Consider the following 22,203-nt stretch of genomic DNA (forward strand, 5'->3'; position numbering starts at 1 on the left):
TCAGGGAAGGAGCGTAGGGTAGCATAAGAGCAACAGGATGGTTTGGCAGGTCGAAGGCAATTCGTATTCCGGGCAATAAGCAATGGTGGTCTGTCTTCGGGGTAGGAATCGCGCTGGGCGGTGTCGTCTTCGGTATGCGATGGTTTCTGATGGAAGCGGACAATGGGCTCGCGAAGGATGTGTACCCGGCATCCATTCCCTTTGCGATCCGGGCTACAGACGGTGATCAAGGACAAGCGATCGAGGAATCTGGCAGCATACAGGAAGACGGGTTGGGTTCTAAAACAGTTGACAAGCCGGGCACTCACGCTGGTGCTTTGCCTGTCGTCGAGTCGGAGGATGGGGACAAGCAGCCAACTGATAGTGAAGCCGGTACGCCGGGTATTGAGCCTAAAGGAGCAGATAGCGATGCGATGCCGCCGGCAACATTGCAGCAAGCTCCGGGAGACGTAACCGCGGAGGACAAGTCCGGGACGCAAGTCGAGCCTGCCGTTAAGGGCGCGCTTGAGGGAGTAACCGTCCGAGTCTATCTGACCGGTACGGGCACGGTAGAGAAGGTGCCGATCGAGACCTACGTAATGGGTGTGCTGGCGGGGGAGATGCCGATCGACTTCGAGCTGGAGGCGCTGAAGGCGCAAGCGATCGCGGCAAGAACCTATATCGTTCGCAGACTGGCGTCGGGCGACAATGAGCTGGCGAGCCGGGGAGCGGATGTCTCGGATACGGTGGAGCATCAAGTCTACGTGTCGAAGAAGGAGCTCGGCAGGCGTTGGGAGGGAGATGCGGAGGCGGAGAATCTGGCGAAGCTTGCCCAGGCCGTCCGCGAGACGGAAGGACTCGTTGTCACCTACGAGGGAGAACCGATTCAGGCAGCCTTTTTCTCGACCAGCAACGGATACACGGAAAATTCCGAGGAGTATTGGACGATGTCGCTCCCTTACTTGCGCAGCGTCGACAGCCCATGGGACAAGTCGATCTCGCCCCGATACGAGCAAGAGGAGACATTCGAGCTCTCGCGATTCTATAAGCTGATGGGAATGAAAGGAAAGAAGGCGAAGGGCAAGCCCTCTATTAAACTGGTCGATAAAACGGAGGGCAATCGAATCAAGTCTATATCCGTCAACGGGACGGCCTTTACCGGGAGAGAAGTGAGAGAGCGGTTGGGACTGGCATCCTCGCAATTCAGTTGGAAGATTGGCAAGGAGGGCATTACGTTTACAACCTACGGCTTCGGGCACGGAGTCGGCATGAGCCAGTGGGGAGCGAACGGGATGGCCAAGGAAGGCCGTACGGCCGTGGATATTCTGCTTCATTACTACTCGGGGACCAAGGTCGAACAAGCCTCGAATCTACCATAAGAGGCCGCAAAGGTTCCTATCGATCTTGATGTGATACTCGATGCATACTCTATTGCGCCGAAAGCCGTACTTCTTGAGCATGTACGATTAGGATAAACTCTTAAAAAATGCTATGTCTCACGTATAAACCTAGCAGATCTGGCAACAATGGCTAGTGAGGTGATAGCTAATGAATGAACAAAACCAAAACAAAAACAAGCAAGAAACTCCCAAAAATAGTCTGGGAGGCGCGTCTGCCGCAAACTCTAGCAGCGGACTGAAGAAGCTATTCGCAAAGCGATGGGTTTCTCCAGCGATCTTCATGGCTGCGGCAGCAATTATCGTTACTCTCATGTGGATCTATCAGGGGTCGGGTGAGACGGACCAAGCGACAATGGGTCCGGACAACGCCGCTGAAGAAGCACAAGGGAACGAAGAGACAGGCAAGGGCGAGGATGTCGTGGGCGTGATCACGGGCGACGAGAAGATGGCATGGCCGGTAGTCGATTACAATGCGCTGCAGAAGGAAACGCTGTATTATGATGAGGACGCAAGCGAGGCCGAGAAGGAAGCGGCGCTGATCCAGGTCGGCAACTCCTTTACGGCTCATACGGGCATCGACTTTGTTGATCCCAACGGTACGCCATTCGATGTTCTGGCGGCGCTGTCCGGCAAAGTAACTTTGGTGAAGCAGCATCCGACGAACGGCACTATCGTGGAGATCAGCCATGGCAACGGTCTGGTGACGGTGTATCAGAGCCTCTCGGACGTTCAAGTGGCAGAGGGCGACGACGTTGAGCAAAACACGATCATCGCCAAGGCGGGCCGCAGCGAGCTTGAGAGCGACCTCGACGTGCATCTCCACTTCGAGACGCGTCTCAACGGATCGCCGGTCAACCCGGCGGATTATATCGTCAAGTAATTTCGCACTAGGACGAAAGTCGTCCGAAACCGCGGGCAGGCAAGGGATTTTTCCCTGGCCTGCTTCTTTTTTTGCAAAAATATTCACTTTCCGGGCTTGTCACGCTTGGCCACAACGAATATATACCCACTCCACTCATATAATGTACCAAACTATCTCGAGTAGGGAGGCGGGAACGTGCACGATTACATCAAAGAGCGAACCATTAAAATAGGCCGCTGCATCGTGGAAACGAAGCATACGGTGCGGACGATCGCCAAAGAATTCGGCGTGTCCAAGAGCACGGTGCATAAGGATTTGACCGAGCGGTTGCCGGAGATTAACCCGGACCTGGCCGACCAGGTAAAGCACATTCTCGAGTACCACAAGTCGATCCGGCATCTTAGAGGAGGCGAAGCGACCAAGATCAAGTACAAGAAAACCAGCTCCAAGAAGCGCGAAGTGCTCGCTGCGGGCAAGGTCTGACATTACCCGAATATTCATCAAAAATTGCTTGGCGAAGAGAGGATTTTGGTCTTTTTTGACGAATAATGTACGTTAGGGGTTTTTCCACGGATGTTGGAAGGCCAAATGGAACGCCTACGTACAATTTATTAGTTGGGGGACTTACGCCTTATGCTAAGCAAGGATATCGGGATTGATCTGGGGACGGCTAATGTATCCATTCATGTAAAGGGTAGAGGTATTGTGCTTGACGAGCCTTCGGTCGTTGCGATCGAAAGCGATTCGAAGCGAGTGCTCGCGGTCGGCGAGGACGCGCACCGTATGGTTGGACGTACGCCGGGCAACATTGTGGCGATCCGTCCGCTGCGGGACGGCGTCATCGCCGACTTTGAGATTACGGAAATTATGTTGAAAGCGTTTATTGACCGGGTGGATGGCCGCAAGTGGTTTAGCCGTCCCCGCATTCTGATCTGCGCGCCGACAAACATTACGTCCGTCGAACAGAAGGCGATACGGGAAGCGGCGGAGAGAAGCGGCGCGAAGGAAGTTTACCTGGAGGAAGAACCGAAGGCCGCGGCTATCGGGGCCGGCATGGACATCTTCCAGCCTAGCGGCAACATGGTTGTGGACATCGGCGGAGGCACAACGGATATAGCGGTGCTGTCTATGGGCGACATTGTAACGGCATCTTCCATAAAGGTGGCGGGCGACAAGTTCGACGATGCCATCATGAAGTACATCAAAAATAAGTACAAGCTTTTGATCGGGGAACGGACCAGCGAGGATATCAAGATCAAGATCGGCACTGTCTATGCGGAGAATCGGAACGAAGAGATCGATATTCGGGGCCGGGATATGGTGTCCGGCTTGCCGCTGACCGTAACGATTCGCTCTCATGAAGTGAGAGAGGCGTTGTGGGATTCTGTTATGTCGATCGTAGCCGCAGCCAAATACGTGCTGGAGCAGACGCCGCCGGAGCTGTCGGCGGATATCATCGACAGAGGCGTGATTCTGACCGGCGGCGGAGCGCTGCTGGGGGGCATGGACGCGTTGCTGGCGGACGAGCTTAAGGTGCCGGTGCTCATAGCGGAGAACCCTATGCACTGCGTCGTTAAAGGGACGGGCATTCTGCTCGATCACTTGGACAGGCTCAAGAAGTAAGCCCTGCGGCATAGGAGCTTTGGATGGGGACCCAGGCACAGGGGCAGCATGGCGGAGCAAGGGCGGACAAGCTTGGCGGAAGCGGCGGATTCCCGCAGGTAGGGCGCCTTAGGGGGGCGCGCCGAGGCGGAATATAAGTCTCTGGTCTCATGTTCAGCTATTAAGCGGTCTTGATTCCGGACCGATAAATATAGAAGAGTCATCACATTGAGCAGAACTTAGGGCAGAACTTAGGAGGAGTACCGTGCTAAGAGGTCTTTATACGGCAGCGTCCGGCATGATCGCGCAGCAACGCCGACATGATACGGTTACGAATAATATATCCAATATCAATACACCGGGATACAAACAGACGAACGCCGTGACGCGTTCATTCCCGGAGATGCTTCTGTCCATGACGGGAGTGCAAGGCGCAGAGCGAACGGAGATCGGCCGATGGACGAGCGGGGTGTTCGCCGAGGAGAGCCTGTCCATTCATCTGCAAGGCGACTTGACGCAGACGAATCAATCCTCCGACTTCGCGTTGATCTCTGACATCGAAGTGGATGGCCTTACTTTCGACGCATCCGGCAAGAGGGTATCGGCTGACGGCGAGGTAGTCTTTCAGCCTCAGGCATTCTTTACGGTCCAGGATCCGTCTGGCGAGATCCGTTACACGCGCGGCGGCAAGTTTACGTTAACGGGTGACGGCTTCCTGATGACGGGCGATGGTTCATTCGTGCTTGGCACGAACGGACAGCCGATTACTCTGCCGCAAGGCGTAGGGCTCGACAACCTGGTGCTTACGGCGGATCAACGCTTTATCGACGAGGATGGCAACGATGTCGGCGCGCAGCTGCTCATCTCCCGGATCGAAAATCCGAATGATCTCGTGCGCGAAGGCAATGGCAACTTCCGCTTCAAGAACGGCGAGGGAGAAGTGCAGGCGATTGCAGCAGATGAGCGTATCGAAGTCAGACAAGGCTTCATAGAGCGCTCCAACGTCGATGCGGCGCAAGCCTCGGTGGATCTTATGGCGGCGCTGCGCGCATACGAAGCGAACCAGAAGGTCATCCAATTCTACGATCAGAGCTTGCAGAAGGCGGCGAACGAGATTGGCCGCGTTTAATGACTAAGGGAACAAGGGGGAATTACGCGGCATGAACGCTTCGATGATTAACGCCATGGTGTCGATGAACGCCCTCCAGCAGAAGCTGGATCTGTTATCGGATAATATTGCCAACGTCAACACGGTCGGTTACAAGAAGAAGGAAGCGTCCTTCGAGGATCTGCTGACGAACATGAAGACGCAGCCGGGTTCATTCGAACGGCCGGGACGGCTGACGCCGTTGGATCTCAATCAAGGCTGGGGCGCACGGGTAACGATGATTCAGCCCAATCTGACGCAAGGTCCGCTTAAGTCGACGGACAATGTTTCGGATCTCGCCATCGAAGGCAACGCCTTGTTCGAGGTCCAGGTAGATGGAGCGGGGACGCGCGCTTACACGCGCAACGGAGCGTTCCAGTTGACGATGCGGGCAAACGGTGATACGATTTTGGCAACGGAAGACGGTTATCCGGTTGTGGCGAACGTGCCTGACGGCAATGGCGGATTCGTGGAGGGCAACGTTGTGCTGCCGGCAGGGTACACGCTGCGCGTGGATGCCGATGGCACGGTTCGCGGCGTATCCTCCGAGAATACGATTGAGCTCGGCAGCATCAAGCTGCTGCAAGCTTCCCGCCCTGCGGCGCTTACGCCGGTGGCGGACAATTTGTTCACGATTGCGTTCGGCATTAATGTCGACGACGTCGTGCAGGAGATTGTGCCGACGATGGATAATCGGATCGCTCTGCGTCAAGGCTACTTAGAGCAGTCTAATGTACAGCTTACCGACGAGATGACAGAGCTAATCAATGTCCAGCGCGCTTATCAATTGGCAGCAAGAGCGTTATCGTCCAGCGATACGATGATGGGTATTGCGAACACGATGCGCGCGTAGGATGGAATGAAGGTGATCGTATGGCTGACGAACGAAGAGATTCGAGCCGTATCGAATTGGAAGACAGACCAGCCCCGGGCGGAGTCAGAGCAGGCGGAGCAACGGCCGAGCTGAGGACTCCTATGAGGAGCAGCGGATTGTCCCGTATGGAACGGCATGGCGGATCTTCGTCGAACTCGAGCTCGAACTCGAGCACAGCGAATGATCAAGAGAAGGAAGTCCCTGCTAAGAAGGCGAAGCTGACCTTCAGGAAGAAGGAGTCTGCGGAGCCAGCGAAGCCGGAAGCGGAAGAGCCGGTGAACGAACCGGAGTGGGATGAGGAAGCAGAAGAGGAACGCGAATACCCGAGATGGGCGGTCGTGTCTTTCTGGCTGTTCCGCAAGAGTATCGTCCCCGTCGTCATGATTGTGATGCTCATCGTCGGCCTGTATGCCGGATATGTGTTCCTCGGCGACGCTCCCAAGGATGAAGTGTTCAAATGGTCGACTTGGCAGCACTTGTACGACCTCGTTTTTGCAGAGTCTTGATTAGCTATATTCTCCAGGCCCATGGCCTGACGCGCGAGTCCTCCTGGAGACGGGGGGCTTTTTTGTTGTTTAGGAGAGACGTTATTTGGAAAAATCCGTTCCGTTCGCGACATGCAACATGCGAGTATGAAAAATCATACACAATGGAGCCGGAATGGTGGATTCGGGGCACACGAGTATGAAAAATCATACACAATGGAGCCGGAATGGTGGAATCGGGGCACGCGAGTATGAAAAATCATACACAATGGAGCCGGAATGGTGGAATCGGGGCACGCGAGTATGAAAAATCATACATAATGGAGCCGGAATGGTGGATTCGGGGCACGCGAGTATGAAAAATCATACACAATCGAGCCATAACAAAAGCCCCTCCATCAGGAGAGGCTCTTTATCATGTCAATTAGCTCAAGGAACGAGGAGCAAGGAAGCAAGAAACTTGCAAGACTCCCTGCTGCCCTGCTGCCTCGTTGCCTCATTAATGCGTTGCGCTCATGCGCGCCTTGGCAGCTCCCTCTTCTTTGGGAGACACGGATCTTCTAATGAAGAAAGACAATACAAGAGCGACGATCGCGAAGATCATGCCCAGCCGGAAAGCGTCGTGGATACCTGCATTCAAAGCGAGGGCTCCAAGCGCAGGATCGGTCGGATCAGCCGCCGTAAGTGCATAATCCTTGGTTCCAGACGACATTACGCTGATGAAGAACGCGATGCCAAGTGCGCCGGCAACTTGCTGCAGGGTGTTCATGATAGCCGTGCCATGCGGGTAATACTGGCGAGTCAACTGGTTCAGACCATTAGTCTGAGCCGGCATCATGATCATGGACATCGCTATGCTCATTGTGCAGTGCAGCAGAACGATCGTCGATGTTGGGGTATCGAGCGTGATACGCGTGAATAACCACATGACCAGCACGAGAATCGCGCAGCCTGGAATAACCAGCGCTCTCGGGCCGAACTTATCGAACAGCTTGCCTGTAACAGGAGACAGAAAACCGTTCAGAATGCCGCCCGGCAAAAGCACGAGGCCTGCTGCGAATGCGGTCATGCCCATACCTTGCTGCATCAGAATCGGCAGCAGCATCAGTGTGGAGAACAGCGACATCATAACGATGATGACCTGCACGGTGGCAAAGGAGAACATCGGAGCTTTAAACGCCCGAAGGTCCAGGATCGGCGTCTTGGAGGTGAGCTGACGCCAGATAAATAAGGCAAGCGCTACGGTTCCAGCAGCGACGAACGCGTATACGCGTGGATTCGACCAGCCGTTCTCCACTTCGCCAAGGCTGCTGAAGCCATAGACGATGCCGCCGAACGCGATCGTGGACAACAGGATGGAGAGGATATCAACCCGCGGTTTGGTTACATCGGTAACGTTCTTGAGGAAGATAAACGCAAAGATGACTGCAAAGATCGCGAACGGCAGTACGAGATAGAACAACCATCTCCAATTCATGGATTCCAGAATCAGACCGGAGAGGGTTGGTCCGATCGCAGGCGCGAACATGATGACGAGGCCGATACTGCCCATGGCGGCTCCGCGCTTCTCGGGCGGGTACAGAACCAAAATCGTATTCATCATTACCGGCAGCATAAGGCCTGTGCCGAATGCCTGGATGATGCGTCCTACGAGCAGGAAGGAGAACTGCGGCGCAATGGCGCACACGAGCGTTCCGACGGAGAATAGAATCATGGCGCCGAGGAACATTTGTCTCGTCGTAAACCACTGTACGAGCAGGGCCGACGCCGGAATAAGCACCGCGACGACAAGCATGTAGCTGGTCGACAACCATTGGATGGTAGTGTAGGCAACGTTGAATTCCTTCTGAAGATCAACGAATGCGATGTTCAGCAACGTTTCATTAAGGATGGAGAAAAATGCGCCGATGATGAGCGAGATCAGTATCGGCAGTCGTTTGATATTGCCCAGATCGATCGATCCGGGTCCTGGCGCGGATGCTGCGCTTTGCATGAAAGGTACCCTCCGTATTCATAAAAAATAAACAATTTTGTCTTGTAGTGTGGACTTATTGTTCCCGTACAATTCCATGCAGAAGAACATGAAGAGCGGCTTTGTACAGCTCCAGTGTTTCCATTGGATTCATGCTGCCGGCCGTTTCGCTGATGCCCCGCACCATACCTTCTAATATAATGCCGTATTGCCTGGCGTTGCCCGGCTTGAACTCTCCGCTGACAATGCCTTCCGTCATAAGGCCCTCGTAGAAAAGCCGATTCTTCTCGATCTTGGCCGCGAGCAGCTTTCTGACCATGCTGGATTCCTCGGCGTGGCCTTCAATAAACTCACACGCAGCCATATAGAGCGGATGAGCGAGCCCCTGCTTGGTGGAGAATTCAATGACTCCGAACAGTTGATCGGTAACCGTGTCGTAAGCGGTCTTATGGACCTCCCAATTGCGATACCATTCTGTCTCGAGCAGCTCGGCAATATGCAGGAAAAGCCCTTCCTTGCTCTTAAAGTGATAATAAATGTTGGCTTTGCTGCATTGGGCGGCTCCGGCCATCTCCACGATGGAGGCGGCGTTGTACCCCTTTTTTGCAAATAACTCGCTTGCGACCTCGACGATTCGATGTTTGGTTTCTTCGCTTTGGAGTTGTTTTTTGTTCAAATTTCACCTTCTTTCTAAGTAGGAAAGTTGGGGCCGACTACATCATACTGAACGCTAAGTCAGTATTTTATCATGGAGGGAATTTTTAGGCAATCAGTCCCGGGACTGAGGTCGATATGGATTTGTTTTCATTTTCGAGGAGGTAGTTTATAATAGTTGGGAACCAAGGTAGACCATGTATGGACAATCGCCGGGGAGCGTGATGTGTTGAATCTGCCGAATTTGTTGACGTCGCTGCGTTTCGTCCTCATTCCCGTCTATATCGGAATATTCGTCAGCGGACACATGATTCCCGCGTTTCTTGTCGTGGTCGCCGCCGGCGTGACGGATGTGCTGGATGGTCATATCGCCAGAAGGTACGGTCAGGTGACTCCCGCAGGGGAGATGCTGGACCCGCTGGCCGACAAGCTGATGCTGTTCACGGTGATCGTGTCGCTGCTCGTTTCGGGGCATATTTCCTGGTGGGCGGCAGGTGCGATGTTTTTGCGCGATTTGGGAATGATAACCGCAGGGCTTATCGCCCACTTCCGCAAAAAGAAAAACGTGCCGGCCAATTGGATGGGGAAGCTGACAACGGTCATGTTCTATGCGGCCATCATGTTCATCTTCTTCGAGGCGTCGTTTGCTTCGACATACTTATGGATTGTGATCGCTTTTTCGTTCGTGACCACGTTCGTCTATGCGGCCTCGTACCGGACATTGAACCCACCTCAGCCCAAGATCCCTCACATGTAACGCTTTAGCATCATCATCGCACAGGACAGAAAGAGGCCGGGCGACGAACGCTTCGGGTTCTTCGCCAAGCCTCCTTATCTTAACCTTCGCAAACTGCAGTTTTGCGCAGGATAACCTTAGTGTTTCTGACTAGGACATGTTTTATACGGACACGGACATGAGAGGAGCTTATTAAATGTTAGATATCAGCCAAATCCAGGAGATTATACCGCATCGCCCGCCTTTCCTGCTAATCGACCGCATCTTGGAGGTGGAGCCGGGCGTCAGAGCCGTCGGCATCAAAAATGTAACGATGAACGAGCCGCATTTTGTCGGCCACTTCCCGGGTTATCCCGTTATGCCGGGCGTATTGATCGTCGAGGCGCTGGCGCAAGTCGGCACTGTAGCTATGCTCATGGTGGAAGCGAATAAGGGCAAGCTGGGCTTCTTCGCGGGCATTGACGGCTTCCGGTTCCGCGATCAAGTGAAGCCGGGCGATACGCTCACGCTGGAGGTACAGATTACGCGCCTCAAAGGACCGATCGGCAAGGGACAAGCTACAGCGAAGGTTGGAGATAAGATCGTTGCAGAGGGCGAATTGATGTTTGCGCTGTCGGAGCGGGCCTAGATAAAACCAAATTTCGATAAGTGGCGGAGGGAATCCTTATGATAAACAAAGAACAGATTCAATTGCAATATGAAGGCTGGTTGGGCGATCCATTGATCGATGCCGCGACCAAAGAAGAGCTGGCCGGCATCTCGAGCCAAGAAAACGAAATCGCGGATCGCTTTTACCGCAACCTGGAGTTCGGCACGGGAGGTCTGCGAGGCGTAATCGGCGCCGGCACGAACCGGATGAACGTGTATACCGTGGGCAAAGCGACGCAAGGGTTCGCGAACTGGCTGTTGTTGCAAGGCGAGTCGCCATCCGTAGTAATTGCACACGACTCCCGCCGCATGTCGCCAGAATTTTCGCTGGACGCCGCGCTGGTGCTGGCGGGCAACGGCATCAAGACGTACCTGTTCCGTTCGCTCCGTTCGACGCCGCAGTTGTCCTATGCGGTAAGAGCGCTGAGCGCGAGCGGAGGCATCGTCGTGACGGCAAGCCATAACCCGCCGGAGTATAACGGCTACAAGGCTTACGGGTCGGATGGCTGCCAATTGATCCCGGAGGATGCGGAGCAAGTCATCGCGGCTATTGCGCGGATCGATAGCTTGGGCGATGTGAAGCGGATTTCGCGCGAAGAGGCCGAGGCGCAAGGACTGCTGGTTTGGCTGGACGAGAAGGCGGATCGTGAATACGTAGAGACGGTCGTCGGAGAGAGCTTGAACCGGGAATTGCTGCAAGGGGAGCTGGGAGAAAAGTTCAGCATCGTATTCACGCCGCTGCACGGTACCGGCAATGTGCCGGTTCGCGAGGCGCTGAAGGGCGCAGGCTTCCGCAATGTACATATCGTGCCCGAGCAGGAGCAGCCGGACGGCAATTTCACCACGGTGAAATCGCCGAATCCCGAAGAACGAGAAGCGTTTACGCTTGCGATCGAGCTGGCGAAGAAGGTCGGCGCGGATATCATCATCGGCACGGATCCGGACGCCGACCGTATGGGCGCAGTGGTGAAAAACAACGAAGGCGAATACGTGGTGCTGTCGGGCAACCAATCCGGCGCCATCATGGTTTATTATAAGCTGAGTTTGCTTAAAGAACGCGGCCTGCTACCGGATAACGGCGTCGTCGTCAAGACGATCGTAACCAGCGAGATGGGCGCGGACATCGCGAAATCATTTGGCGTGGATGTAGAAAATACGCTGACCGGCTTCAAATATATCGGCGAGAAAATGACAAGTTACGAACAAACAAGGGAGCGTTCCTTCCTGTTCGGCTACGAAGAGAGCTACGGCTATCTGAGCGGAACTTATGCCAGGGACAAGGACGCGATCGTCGCCTCGCTTCTCATCTGCGAAGCGGCGGCTTACTACAGCAGCCAAGGCAAGACGCTGTATGACGTGCTGCTGGAGCTGTATGCGGAGTACGGCAGCTATCTGGAAGGGCTGGAATCCCGTACGCTCAAGGGCATCGACGGCGTGGCGCAGATCGGCGCCATCATGAACGACTGGCGTTCGAACCCGCCCGCGGAGATTGGCGGCGTCAAGGTGACGGAAGTGCTGGACTACAGCAAGGGCCTGGACGGACTTCGTCCGGAGAACGTGCTCAAGTACCGTCGCGCCGACGGTTCCTGGTTCTGCCTGCGGCCGTCGGGCACGGAGCCGAAGATCAAGGTTTATTTTGCGGTGAAGCAGGATTCCCCGGAGTCGGCGAAATCCGCTCTGCAAACGTTGAAGGAAGCCGTTATGTCCCGCGTCGACGGCGTTCAGTAATCGATAAGCAAGCTTAGAGGTGGAACGGAGGATTTACGTGCGTATGTTATGGCAGCGATGGAATAGGCAAGCGAAAATAGGGTTATGGGTCATTACGCTGATCGGAATCGTGGCGGCATTGCCGCTGGGCCTTCAAAGGATGACGATGGAGGACTCCGCCAATACGGTGGAGTACGCATTCGATTACAGAGATCTGATCGAGGTGGCTGAACATCAGGCGAATCCACGGGAGTTTCTGGACGAGCAGCTGGGATTGCTGAAGGAAGCGGGCGTCAATACGATGGCCGTCTACGAAAGCACTCTAAAGGAACTTAGCCAGGCAGGAAGGCTGACGTATTACAACGAGAAGGACGCCGCGCTTCTGCAGGGCAAGCTGCCTAGCGAACGCGTCAATTATACGTACATCCTGTTCGCGGGCGAGGAAGAGGAAGAGAAGGTGGGCAAGGTCGTGCGCGAGGCGCTTGACCGTTCAGGCGTCACTTACCGCGACTGGTCCTTCGGCGATCGGAACGGCATGGTGGTGGAGCAAGCTCTGACCGCCGTTCATCTCAAGACGATGGATTTCGACCCGATGTCGCTGGAGAAACTCCGCGAAAAGGGATTCCACATTCTCGCGAGATTCTCGGACAGAGTGGTCCCTTATGATGCGGAGCGTACCAGCGCGCAGCTTGCCATGCTCAAAGATTATGGCGTGACAAGACTGCTGTTCGACGGCGAGAAGTCCAAGGGCGCAAGCGATCAAGGCGCTCTGGGCAGCCTGGATAGCTTCGGCACGCTGCTTAATGATTACGGAATCGGGCTGACGGCGATCGAGAATCTCAAGAAACCGCAGCAAGGCATTCATAAACTTGCTTATTTGACAGATTATAATGTGGTGAGGGTGTATTCCTTATCGCCTGAAGACAGTATCGAGATGACACGCGAAGGCATTGCCGACCGCTTTCTCCTGGCCGCCAAGGATCGCAATATCCGCATGTTCTTCTTGAACACGATGCTGCAATCCAGCATGGATACCGGCAAGCTGAACCATTCCGCGGACAAGCTGGCGATGGTAATGGGCGGCGAGGACGGCGTTATCGCCCAGCTCGAGGAGGCTGGCTTCCCGCACGGGATTGCGCAGCCGTTCGAGTCCGTCAACGCATCGTGGGAGAAGCCCGTGCGCGCGGTAGTCGCGCTTGGAGCCATCGCGATCATTGCGCTTCTGGTCGCCGCATTTTTGCCCGCGCTCGCGATACCGGTATTCCTGCTCGGACTCGTGGGATCGGCAGGCCTGTATGTGCTTAACAGCTCGCTTATGGAGCAAGCGCTCGCGCTGGGCGCCGCGGTAAGCGGACCGACGCTCGCGATGATCTGGGTCATGAACCGCATCTATGCCCGGACCATCGGCAATCGTAGGATGGTGGGCGGCGAAACCTGGAAGGTAGGCGGAGCTTCTTACGAAGGAGAGCCAAGAACGCAGTGGGTATTCCCTGACGTGCCTGCCGGCAAGCGGATCGTCACCGCACTTAGCTGGTTTATCGTCGGCACGCTGATAACGCTGTCGGCGGTACCGCTCGTGTTCGGCCTGTTGCACAATATTACGTACAGCCTGGTGCTGGAGCAGTTCCGCGGCGTCAGCGTCTTGTTCTTCGCTCCGCTGTTCCTAGTGGCCTTCTACGTGTTCTTGTATGAGGGCAGCGACGGTCATGGCGTTGTCAAGCGCGCGGTCGGCATCCTGTCTCGTCCCATCACTTTATTGATGGTCGTGGGCGCGGTTGTCATCGGCGCTATCGGTTTCTATTATATTTCCCGTTCGGGCAATGCCGGACAAGTAAGCTCCATCGAGCTGCTGATACGCGGCTGGCTGGAATCGACATTCGGCGTACGTCCGAGATTCAAGGAATTTATGTTAGGCCATCCGCCGCTTCTGCTGGGCTTGTTCCTGGCGATTAGATACCGCGCGGCTTGGGTGCTCATTATCGTCGGAACGATGGGGCAATTGTCCATGGTAAGCACGTTTACTCACTTGCATACGCCTCTGTACATCTCGACGATCCGCACGCTGCTTGGTCTCGGAGCGGGCATTCTGATCGGACTCGTATGTATCGGAGCATGGATCTTACTGGAGGGAGCTTGGCGCAGATGGGTTCAGCCTCACATTCGCAAACCGTCCGCATAGCCATATCCGGTTACTATGGCTTCCGCAACAGCGGAGATGAAGCGGTCCTACGCTCCATCCTGCTGGCGCTTGAAGAGCAGGGGGCCGCTCAAGGCGTTCGTGTCCAGCCGGTCGTCCTCAGCGCCGATCCGGCGTGGACGAGCTCCATGTACGGCGTGGAAGCGGCGCATCGCATGCGTCCGGCCGACATTTTGCGGACGCTGCGAGGCTGCGACGGCCTCATTAGCGGCGGCGGGAGCCTGCTGCAAGACGCTACGGGAACGAAGACGATTCCGTATTATACCGGAATCATGAGACTGGCCCAGCTGCTGGGCAAACCCACGTTCGCATACGCCCAGGGCATCGGACCGGTAAATCGCCGCTGGATGGATCCGCTCATTCGCGGCGTTATGCGGCGAAGCGCTTATGTGTCCGTTCGGGATGCGGAATCTGCAGACTTGCTCGCACGCATTGGCGTAGCGCGAGAGAGGATCGAGGTTGTTCCCGATCCCGTTATGGGTTTGCCGTTGCCGGCCCTGCCTCCAGCTAATGCTTGGGGCTCCGACTCCGGGACGCCGATCGTCGGCGTGTCGCTGCGGAGCTGGCGCCCGGACGGCGCCGACTTGACGCGCGCGGCGGAAGCGCTGATCGCGCTGTCGAAGCGTCGCTCCGTCACGCTGCGCTTTCTGCCGTTTCATACCCCTTCCGACGTGGTGACGTCGCAAGAGATGATCGCACGGCTGCGAGGCAAGCTTGGCGAGGGAAGCTCGGCGGAGCTGGCTGCTCCCGGCGATGACCCGCAGCAGATGCTGCTGGAGGTAAGCCGTTGCGATGTGCTGTTCGGCATGCGCCTTCATGCGCTTATCTACGCGGCGAACCGGATGGTGCCGATGCTGGGACTGTCCTACGACCCCAAGATCGACCATTTCCTGCATCGCATTGGCCTGACGGCGATAGGCGATACGGAGCAGCTGGATCCCGAGCTTTTTGCCAACGAAGCGGTCGCGCTGCTCGACAATCCTGACGAATGGCGCAAGAAGCATGTACCCGCAATCGACCTTTTGAAGCAACAATCGCAACAACCGGCGCAACAAATCGTAACTTACTTGCGTCAATATAGATCGAGGTGATTTCCTCATGTCGAAACAACATCCAACCGTGCCGATCTTTGGCATACCGTTCTCGAAGATGAGCATGGACGAGACGGTCCGTTATTTGACAACGGCAATCGAGGAAGGACGCCAAACGCATATCATTACGGCTAATCCGATTATGATTATGGCGGCTTTGGACAATCCCGCATTTGCTGACATCATGAATAAAGCCGATCTCATCGTACCGGACGGTGCGGGAGTCGTATGGGCTGCAAAATATGGCGGAAACCCCGTCGCCGAGCGCGTCACGGGCTTCGATCTTATGCATCGTCTGCTAGAACAGGGCGAGAAGCGGAGATGGAAGGCGTATCTGCTTGGCACATCGCAAGAAATTATCGAAGCGGCGGCGGAAAAGCTTCAGCTTCAATATCCACAGGTTCGCATCGTCGGGTATCGCAACGGATTTTTCGGACCGGACGACGACGCGGAAATCGTGGACGAGATTGCCGCGCTTCAGCCGCATTTGTTGTTCGTGGCCAGAGGCATGGAAAAGGAAGCCTGGAATGTGCAGTACAAGGAGAGACTTGGCGTTCCGTTTATCATGGGCGTCGGGGGCAGCTTCGATGTCGTGTCAGGAAAGCTGAAACGCGCCCCGATGGTGTACCAGAAGCTTCGTCTGGAGTGGCTGTATCGGCTGCTGCAGGAGCCGACGCGCTACAAAAGAATGCTTGCGTTGCCGAAATTCGTCGTGAAAGTGATCCGCAACAAAGAAAATGTAACAAAATCCCGCCCAATTGGGTGAAACTAGGCCTTTTTCAATGAAAATTGGTTGAAAACGGCGTTGGTATTTCTTTTTCGATCAGGGTATAATTCACTCTGGAGCAAAACGAAGAAGCGTTGGCGGCGACTGACGGATCGCAATCGTTCCCGAATCGTTCGCATAAGGTATCGTTTCGCAGTGAAAGATAACGGGGTAATAGCTTGTTAAGCGACCTGCTTAGGCTTTCAGAAAAAGGAGAGTTGTACACATGCCTATTGGCTTCTTGTATTCCATAGGATTCGTAATCGCATTATTGCTTGCATTGGGGATGACCCCGCTCGTTAAAAAATTCGCATTTAAGATCGGCGCGATCGACAAGCCGAATCATCGGAAAGTACATACGCGCATCATGCCGCGTATGGGCGGGCTGGCGATCTACGTCGCATTTGTGGGAGCCTTCCTGCTAGTGCAGCCGTTCATTCCCGAAGGGCTGTTGCGGCCGCAAGACGTCAATATGATTAATGCCCTGCTCGTCGGCGGTACAATCATCATCATTTTGGGCGCCCTCGACGACCGCTTCGAGCTGTCGGCGAAGGTAAAGCTGCTGGGGCAAGTCGCGGCTGCGTGCGTCGTTGTATTCGGCTTCAACGTACACATCGACCTTGTAAACGTACCATTTGGTGAAACCATGCAGCCAATCGCGCAATGGATCGGCATTCCGCTGACCATTTTATGGATTGTCGGCGTTACCAACGCCATTAACCTGATCGACGGACTGGACGGACTCGCTGCCGGCGTTTCCGGTATCGCCATCGCAACGATTGCGATAATGGCCTCGCTGATGGGCTTCCAGCCTGTTATTCTGCTTAGCACGCTGCTTTTGGGCGGCATTATCGGCTTCCTGGTGTTTAACTTCCATCCGGCCAAGATCTTTATGGGCGATTCGGGCTCCCTGTTCCTTGGCTTTAGCTTGGCCACCTTGTCCATGCTGGGTTTCAAGCAGGTGACGATCGTATCGTTCGTGACGCCGCTTTTGATCATCGGCGTGCCGTTGTCCGACACGTTTTTCGCCATCGTTCGCCGCTGGGTAAACAAGAAGCCGATCTTCGCGCCGGATCGCGGACATCTGCATCACCGTCTGCGCGACCTTGGCTTCAGCCATCGTCGCACGGTTCTGATCATTTGGGGAGTGGCTGCCCTATTCGGAGCCATCGCTATTGTACAATCCGCTGTCGTGCAGTCCAGCGCGGCTAACTGGATTACGTTCGCTGTAATTTGCCTGCTCATGTTCTTCCTGCAGATCGGCGCGGAGCTGACGGGCATTGTCGACAAGACGCGTCGCCCGCTCATCAACTTCCTGGTGCGCATCGGCTTGATTAGAACCGCCAAGACGCAAGCGCAATCGCGCGGCAAATAAAGTCATTATTTCTGTATTCCGAGCTCCGCAACCTGCTTTTACGCAGGGTGCGGAGCTTTTATTTTTGGCTACACAATAGCGCCAGGGGGTCGCAAGTCCCAAGTTGATCCCAATTGCCTCTAATATCCAAGACGTCCCTAAACATATGCTGCGCTCGAACCGATAAAGAAAGTACGTAACTTTTCTGATGTCAGTGCGTCTATCATGTAGACTAACTAAATCTGACTAAAGAGGAAGAGGGAGGAATTATAATACGTGGCTTCGACATGTTCGGCGCGAGAGGTCAAGCTTTCTGACGACTTTAGACCTAATCCGTCCCAACGTTCGTATGCTCCATGCAATTAAACCCGTATTTAAGGAATGACCTACATAAAGGAGGAACATGTTTTGAAAAGAGCATTATCACTTATTCTGACCATCGCCTTGTTCGTCACGCTGCTGCCGAGCTTCGCAGCCACTCAGACGGCTTCGGCGGCGGGAGTATTTTTCTTATTCCCTAACGAGCACGATACGCCAACCAATGCCCGCATTGTATCCACTGAATCGATATCTCTTCAAGGGACGATTAACGGCGTTGTGGGCAGTTCCATCAGCTATAACGTTAAGCAAGTGACGGCTTCCGGCACGGTATTGAACACGACTGAAGAAATTACGACAGGGATCTCTACAACCGGAGACAATCGAATCACCGTCAGCAGCCTGATTTTGTTCCCTGGCCTTAATAAAATCACATTTAAAGGTATTGCTGGCTCCTCCGAAGTTAGCGAATCCATTTATATTGATTACCGAAACAGCCCGATGCTGTATGATCTTAAGATTACGTTCGAGAACAGGGATTATGAAATGCCTGAATCTCAGCCTACCATGCTGTACTCTACGGCACCTGCAATTCAGGACAAAGGTCAAATCGTCATATCGGGCAAGGCCCCGAACGCAACCAAGGTGACTATAGTCATTAATGGCCGCAGCTATGATTTCAACGTGTCCACGGCGTCGAGCGAAAGCCGCTTCAGCACGTCGCAGCTGACGATTGACAAGGGCATCAATAACATCACGTTTAAGGTTATTAATGGCGGGCAAGTCGTGGAAACAACTCGCGAGGTAGCCTTCTATAACGGAGAAGTTACTTACTATAATCTGAAAATCAAGGATTCTCAAACAACTCCGCAAGTCGTCAACCTTGAGAACAATCTAAACTTCCTGACGCCAAGTGTAGCTGCGAACCAGCTCCAAATCAGCGGAACGGCAATCATTCCGCTCCCGCTGCGCGATCTGCCAACCAATCCGAACGTCATCATTGATCCAAATGGATCAAGCGTGAACTTTGCTTCAGAATTGGCAAATCGTCTCAAGATGGAATTGCAAGAAGGCAACGGAACAACGCAAGTCATATCGCCAGTAGGGAGCAGTATTACTTATACTCCCACGACTATCGACAACACTTCGACCAAGTTCATAAGCGTTAACTTCACCTATTTGTTGCCTGAGCTTACCTTTGACCAATCCAACCGTATTCGTTTCATGGCGCCTAACAATTCTGCATTTAATTATTCGAACTGGACAAGCTTCACCGTGCGTGATAGTGATGTTGCCTATATCTACGACATTAACTATCTGTCCGGCTTCGATAGCTCCATGACGAGTCCAACGACCAACGTGTCGCGTATTCTGGGTCTCCAAGGCACGGATATTGCGAGCGATGGCGTTAATGTATTTTCGATGCCGATGGCCGTAGAAATTTTGGTTGGTAATCATGCGGCGCTTGGCACAGCTTTAGGAAATTTGTTCAAAGTGAACGGGTTGCAAGAGAGCGACCCGAACGCTAAATTTAAACAAATCAATTCTGCAAGCACTACTCCTTTGACTGAGGTTGTCTACCGGACGGTTAATGGACAATCTGTGCCTTTTCTTAGAGCGTTCGTACAAATTAATGAGCTCCCGAGATCCGGGACCAACACAGTAGGCTTCACTCTGAACAGGACGACTGAAGTATCATCAGAGACGAAACAGATTATTGCCAAGCTGCTTTACGGCCCTCATATGAAGTTCGATAAAGTTGTAGACGGGATGAAAGTGGAATTCGACTCTGTTCGTGAATCCAAAGACAGCCTGATTAGCAAACTGGGTGACTTGAAGGGTCAGCTCTTCAACGTTGTCAACAGTGCCGAAATTAACTATGGAACTTCTGTCTTCCTCTATATTAATAACGTTGAGATACCGCTTGAGCAAGACGGAACGATTACCAAGTTCAAGCCGACTAATCTAGGCAGCAGTACTACTGCGAACCATGAAGCAGCTAGAGATCGGATTTTCGGCGTGCTTAACAAAGCCGGGGACAACACGATCAAATTCGTATTCCGTTCGGAAAAGAACAACTATGAGAATACGCTGAAATTTACAATCGTACCAAGCAATCTGCCGGTTATTCCTGCACCGAATACGAATGGCGTTTTCCCATACAGCTTAAACCTGACTACACCGTTGCCGAACGATCCGAATTTCCCTAAACAAGGGACTGTATTCACAACCAAAGAAGCATACTACAACGTATATGGCACATTCGATTTCGTCGATCTGGGCAGCGACTTCAGCAATAATTCCAATACGGCACATGCTGCGTTAGGGGATAAACAAAATTATATCGTGACGATTGCTTCGCCGAATTGGAAAACGAACGTAAAATGGCATCTCGGAATGGAGTTTACTCCAACACGAGGCGGTGTTCCGCTTGCGGGGTATGAGACGACTCCATTTAATAGTACAGGCGCGAACTCGAGTTCGAATCCATCGACTGACGAAGCAGATATTGACTTCTTTTATGATGTAGACGGGCAATATTTCTATTACAAAATTTCAAAACAGGTCATGCCGTCAGACGGAAGCGCGATGGTGTATGTCACTACCGTCTTCAATGCGGGAGAAGCAGGACCGCGGGCGACGCATCGTCTGGAGATCGACTCGGTATCGATTCCGTACACGATCCAGAAGCCGCTTAAAGAAGAGCGTGTTACGAATCAAAACTTCGTGGAGGTCATTATTTCGTCTCCAGGCGCAGATTCCATGACGATTAACAAACAGGCGGCAGAAAAAATAACTTACATTAATTACAATGAAGGCGAAAATCTAATTGAAGCCTTCCGAGTCGTTGTCAAAGATCTGCGTGCTGGGAGAGAAACGGACATTGATTTCGAAATCACGCGCGGTCAAGACAAAATTAAAGAAAAATTGAAGATCAAATACGTTCCGACGAATATCCCGGGCGCACAGATGCTGGAAACCATGAAAGCATCGCACAAGCTGTTTAACAACGCGCTCACTCTGACATTCGGCAGAAATACGCAGTTGATTCGTCCGAAATACAATAACTCGTCAGGCGAAGCGACGCAGGTATACAACGGCAACGATATTCTGTTCGCCATTGCCAACCCGAATGACGGCATCGTCAATCGTCATATGTACGATAGCCAACCGCCTAACTACTCGGCGAACAGCCAGGCGGAAGGCAATCTGCATATCGGATACCGATTCCAGGATCAAGCCCGTCAGTTTATCAAGGCGAGCCCGCTCTTCTGGATCGATGCTGGACTTGCAGACAACCCGGATCCATCATCACCGGCCTATGACCCGATAACAAGCGGTTTGGATCCATTCCCGTTCCCTAACGTTGTCGGCAAGCACACAGGCACATTCGCAAGCCGCTGGAACCAGTTCAACCGCGAATTGATCCCTAGCGCACCGGGCAGCCTGACGATTACGTATGACTCTAACGTGGTCCAAAGCGCGGGAACGACGATTACCGTCTTCCGATTTGATCCTTACAATAGTACTTGGGAGAACATTGGTGGCGTTGTAGACGAGAAGAAACGGACCGTAACGGTACCGTTCACGAAGTTCGGATACTATGTGGCCGTTAAGCTCACACGCGGCTACAACGATATTACAGATCATCCTTATGCTCGTGAGGCGATGGAAGCAATCTTCGCCAAAGGCATCATGAACGCCATTGATCCAATCGGTATATTCGGCGGAGACCGCTATGTGACTCGCGGAGAGTTTACGCGCATGATCGTCAGAGCTATGGATCTACCGCTTAACTACGAGGGAGATCACCACTTCTCCTACTACCCGGAGACGATTACGAATGCCAACAACGCAAGCGCGATCTATGACTATCGCTACATTGAGACGGCGGCAAGAGCTGGTATCGTCAACGGCAAGCGCCCAGGATTCTTTGACGAGGATGTAGAGCTTTCACGCCAAGAGGCAGCGACGATCCTTGCAAGGGCATTGCAGTTGAAGCTGGAGACCGATTCGACGAAAGCGAAGAGCGCGCTGGATAAGGTGTTTAAGGATTCCGGCACGTTCGACTTCTATTCCATACCGTCCGTCCTGGCGATCCAGAAGAAAGCCTTCATTCAAGGCAAGCTGATTAATCCGCTTGAGCCGAAGGATGGATCCGTATTCGAGCCGAGAGCGCGTCTGCTTCGAAGCGATGCGGCGATTATCATGGCGCGTGTCATGAATGATATGAAGAAGCTTCCTAAGATTTATAACTAACTTTGCTTAAACGGCGAAGGTCAGCGATCGTGCTGGCCTTTTCCGTACATAATCGTTTCAATCTTCTAATGATTGGGTAATGAAGCTTGTACTAGCTTCATAGAGGTTGTTCAAAAAGTCCACTTCCCATTACAGTATTTCTATAGGTGCA

17 protein-coding genes are annotated in these 22,203 nt (G+C 53.6%); 15 read left to right on the forward strand and 2 right to left on the reverse strand.

Translation table 11 applies throughout. The annotated features are described in order from the left end of the window. Window positions 1–134: 134 nt before the first annotated feature. The 7 genes from spoIID to KJW29_RS29390 all read left to right on the forward strand — a co-directional run bounded on the left by spoIID (window position 135) and on the right by KJW29_RS29390 (window position 6,370). Window positions 135–1,358 carry a stage II sporulation protein D gene (spoIID, locus tag KJW29_RS29360; protein ID WP_214627295.1) on the forward strand — a complete coding sequence of 408 codons (1,224 nt, stop codon included), beginning with the start codon at window positions 135–137 and terminating at the stop codon, window positions 1,356–1,358. Window positions 1,359–1,527: 169 nt separating this feature from the next. Continuing rightward, a complete protein-coding gene (locus tag KJW29_RS29365; RefSeq protein WP_108994799.1) occupies window positions 1,528–2,259 on the forward strand; it encodes a M23 family metallopeptidase in 732 nt (243 codons plus the stop codon). Between the two features lie 177 nt (window positions 2,260–2,436). Continuing rightward, on the forward strand, window positions 2,437–2,724 hold the full coding sequence (gene spoIIID / locus KJW29_RS29370; RefSeq protein ID WP_087569465.1) for a sporulation transcriptional regulator SpoIIID: 288 nt from the start codon (window positions 2,437–2,439) through the stop codon (window positions 2,722–2,724). A 150-nt stretch (window positions 2,725–2,874) separates the two neighbouring features. Next, window positions 2,875–3,864: a rod shape-determining protein MreB gene (gene mreB, locus KJW29_RS29375; protein ID WP_087569464.1), complete on the forward strand. Its 990-nt coding sequence runs from the start codon at window positions 2,875–2,877 to the stop codon at window positions 3,862–3,864. Window positions 3,865–4,108: 244 nt separating this feature from the next. Beyond that, the gene (locus tag KJW29_RS29380) at window positions 4,109–4,972 is read left to right on the forward strand and encodes a flagellar hook-basal body protein (protein ID WP_214627296.1); all 864 of its coding nucleotides are present in this window, start codon (window positions 4,109–4,111) and stop codon (window positions 4,970–4,972) included. Between the two features lie 31 nt (window positions 4,973–5,003). After that, window positions 5,004–5,843 (forward strand): flagellar hook-basal body protein, encoded by an 840-nt coding sequence (locus KJW29_RS29385; protein ID WP_087569462.1) that lies wholly within the window; start codon window positions 5,004–5,006, stop codon window positions 5,841–5,843. 20 nt (window positions 5,844–5,863) lie between these two features. Further along, on the forward strand, window positions 5,864–6,370 hold the full coding sequence (locus tag KJW29_RS29390; protein WP_214627297.1) for a DNA-directed RNA polymerase subunit beta: 507 nt from the start codon (window positions 5,864–5,866) through the stop codon (window positions 6,368–6,370). Between the two features lie 478 nt (window positions 6,371–6,848). Here KJW29_RS29390 and KJW29_RS29395 read toward each other — a convergent pair whose 3' ends face one another. After that, window positions 6,849–8,342, reverse strand: a complete 1,494-nt coding sequence (locus tag KJW29_RS29395) for an MDR family MFS transporter (RefSeq protein WP_214627298.1) — start codon at window positions 8,340–8,342, stop codon at window positions 6,849–6,851. Between the two features lie 55 nt (window positions 8,343–8,397). Continuing rightward, on the reverse strand, window positions 8,398–8,997 hold the full coding sequence (locus tag KJW29_RS29400) for a TetR/AcrR family transcriptional regulator (RefSeq protein WP_214627299.1): 600 nt from the start codon (window positions 8,995–8,997) through the stop codon (window positions 8,398–8,400). 207 nt (window positions 8,998–9,204) lie between these two features. Here KJW29_RS29400 and KJW29_RS29405 point away from each other — a divergent pair, with 207 nt between their 5' ends. The 8 genes from KJW29_RS29405 (at window position 9,205) to KJW29_RS29440 (ending at window position 22,052) form a co-directional block, all read left to right on the forward strand. Beyond that, entirely contained in the window at window positions 9,205–9,732 is a 528-nt protein-coding gene (locus KJW29_RS29405) for a CDP-alcohol phosphatidyltransferase family protein (protein WP_214631371.1), read from the forward strand. 175 nt (window positions 9,733–9,907) lie between these two features. Continuing rightward, the gene (gene fabZ / locus KJW29_RS29410; protein WP_087569458.1) at window positions 9,908–10,339 is read left to right on the forward strand and encodes a 3-hydroxyacyl-ACP dehydratase FabZ; all 432 of its coding nucleotides are present in this window, start codon (window positions 9,908–9,910) and stop codon (window positions 10,337–10,339) included. A 38-nt stretch (window positions 10,340–10,377) separates the two neighbouring features. Continuing rightward, on the forward strand, window positions 10,378–12,087 hold the full coding sequence (locus KJW29_RS29415) for a phospho-sugar mutase (RefSeq protein ID WP_214627300.1): 1,710 nt from the start codon (window positions 10,378–10,380) through the stop codon (window positions 12,085–12,087). 43 nt (window positions 12,088–12,130) lie between these two features. Next, window positions 12,131–14,245 carry a DUF5693 family protein gene (locus KJW29_RS29420; RefSeq protein ID WP_246608912.1) on the forward strand — a complete coding sequence of 705 codons (2,115 nt, stop codon included), beginning with the start codon at window positions 12,131–12,133 and terminating at the stop codon, window positions 14,243–14,245. Further along, window positions 14,209–15,354: a polysaccharide pyruvyl transferase CsaB gene (csaB, locus tag KJW29_RS29425; protein ID WP_214627302.1), complete on the forward strand. Its 1,146-nt coding sequence runs from the start codon at window positions 14,209–14,211 to the stop codon at window positions 15,352–15,354. Before KJW29_RS29420 ends, csaB begins: the two co-directional genes overlap by 37 nt. A 7-nt stretch (window positions 15,355–15,361) precedes the next feature. Beyond that, window positions 15,362–16,120, forward strand: a complete 759-nt coding sequence (locus tag KJW29_RS29430; protein WP_214627303.1) for a WecB/TagA/CpsF family glycosyltransferase — start codon at window positions 15,362–15,364, stop codon at window positions 16,118–16,120. Between the two features lie 226 nt (window positions 16,121–16,346). Next, the gene (locus KJW29_RS29435) at window positions 16,347–17,495 is read left to right on the forward strand and encodes a glycosyltransferase family 4 protein (protein ID WP_087569453.1); all 1,149 of its coding nucleotides are present in this window, start codon (window positions 16,347–16,349) and stop codon (window positions 17,493–17,495) included. A 387-nt stretch (window positions 17,496–17,882) separates the two neighbouring features. After that, window positions 17,883–22,052: an S-layer homology domain-containing protein gene (locus KJW29_RS29440; RefSeq protein ID WP_214627304.1), complete on the forward strand. Its 4,170-nt coding sequence runs from the start codon at window positions 17,883–17,885 to the stop codon at window positions 22,050–22,052. Window positions 22,053–22,203 lie beyond the last annotated feature (151 nt).

Source organism: Paenibacillus agaridevorans (assembly GCF_018604145.1).
Taxonomy (GTDB): Bacteria; Bacillota; Bacilli; order Paenibacillales; family Paenibacillaceae; genus Pristimantibacillus; species Pristimantibacillus agaridevorans.

Bases quoted from the DNA above. Each gene is read 5' to 3' on its own strand.
- mreB (WP_087569464.1), top strand. From the start codon at position 2,875: ATGCTAAGCAAGGATATCGGGATTGATCTGGGGACGGCTAATGTATCC.
- fabZ (WP_087569458.1), top strand. From the start codon at position 9,908: ATGTTAGATATCAGCCAAATCCAGGAGATTATACCGCATCGCCCGCCT.
- KJW29_RS29365 (WP_108994799.1), top strand. From the start codon at position 1,528: ATGAATGAACAAAACCAAAACAAAAACAAGCAAGAAACTCCCAAAAAT.
- csaB (WP_214627302.1), top strand. From the start codon at position 14,209: ATGGGTTCAGCCTCACATTCGCAAACCGTCCGCATAGCCATATCCGGT.
- KJW29_RS29385 (WP_087569462.1), top strand. From the start codon at position 5,004: ATGAACGCTTCGATGATTAACGCCATGGTGTCGATGAACGCCCTCCAG.
- KJW29_RS29390 (WP_214627297.1), top strand. From the start codon at position 5,864: ATGGCTGACGAACGAAGAGATTCGAGCCGTATCGAATTGGAAGACAGA.
- spoIID (WP_214627295.1), top strand. From the start codon at position 135: ATGCGATGGTTTCTGATGGAAGCGGACAATGGGCTCGCGAAGGATGTG.
- KJW29_RS29430 (WP_214627303.1), top strand. From the start codon at position 15,362: ATGTCGAAACAACATCCAACCGTGCCGATCTTTGGCATACCGTTCTCG.
- KJW29_RS29420 (WP_246608912.1), top strand. From the start codon at position 12,131: ATGTTATGGCAGCGATGGAATAGGCAAGCGAAAATAGGGTTATGGGTC.
- KJW29_RS29435 (WP_087569453.1), top strand. From the start codon at position 16,347: ATGCCTATTGGCTTCTTGTATTCCATAGGATTCGTAATCGCATTATTG.
- KJW29_RS29395 (WP_214627298.1), bottom strand. From the start codon at position 8,342: ATGCAAAGCGCAGCATCCGCGCCAGGACCCGGATCGATCGATCTGGGC.
- KJW29_RS29415 (WP_214627300.1), top strand. From the start codon at position 10,378: ATGATAAACAAAGAACAGATTCAATTGCAATATGAAGGCTGGTTGGGC.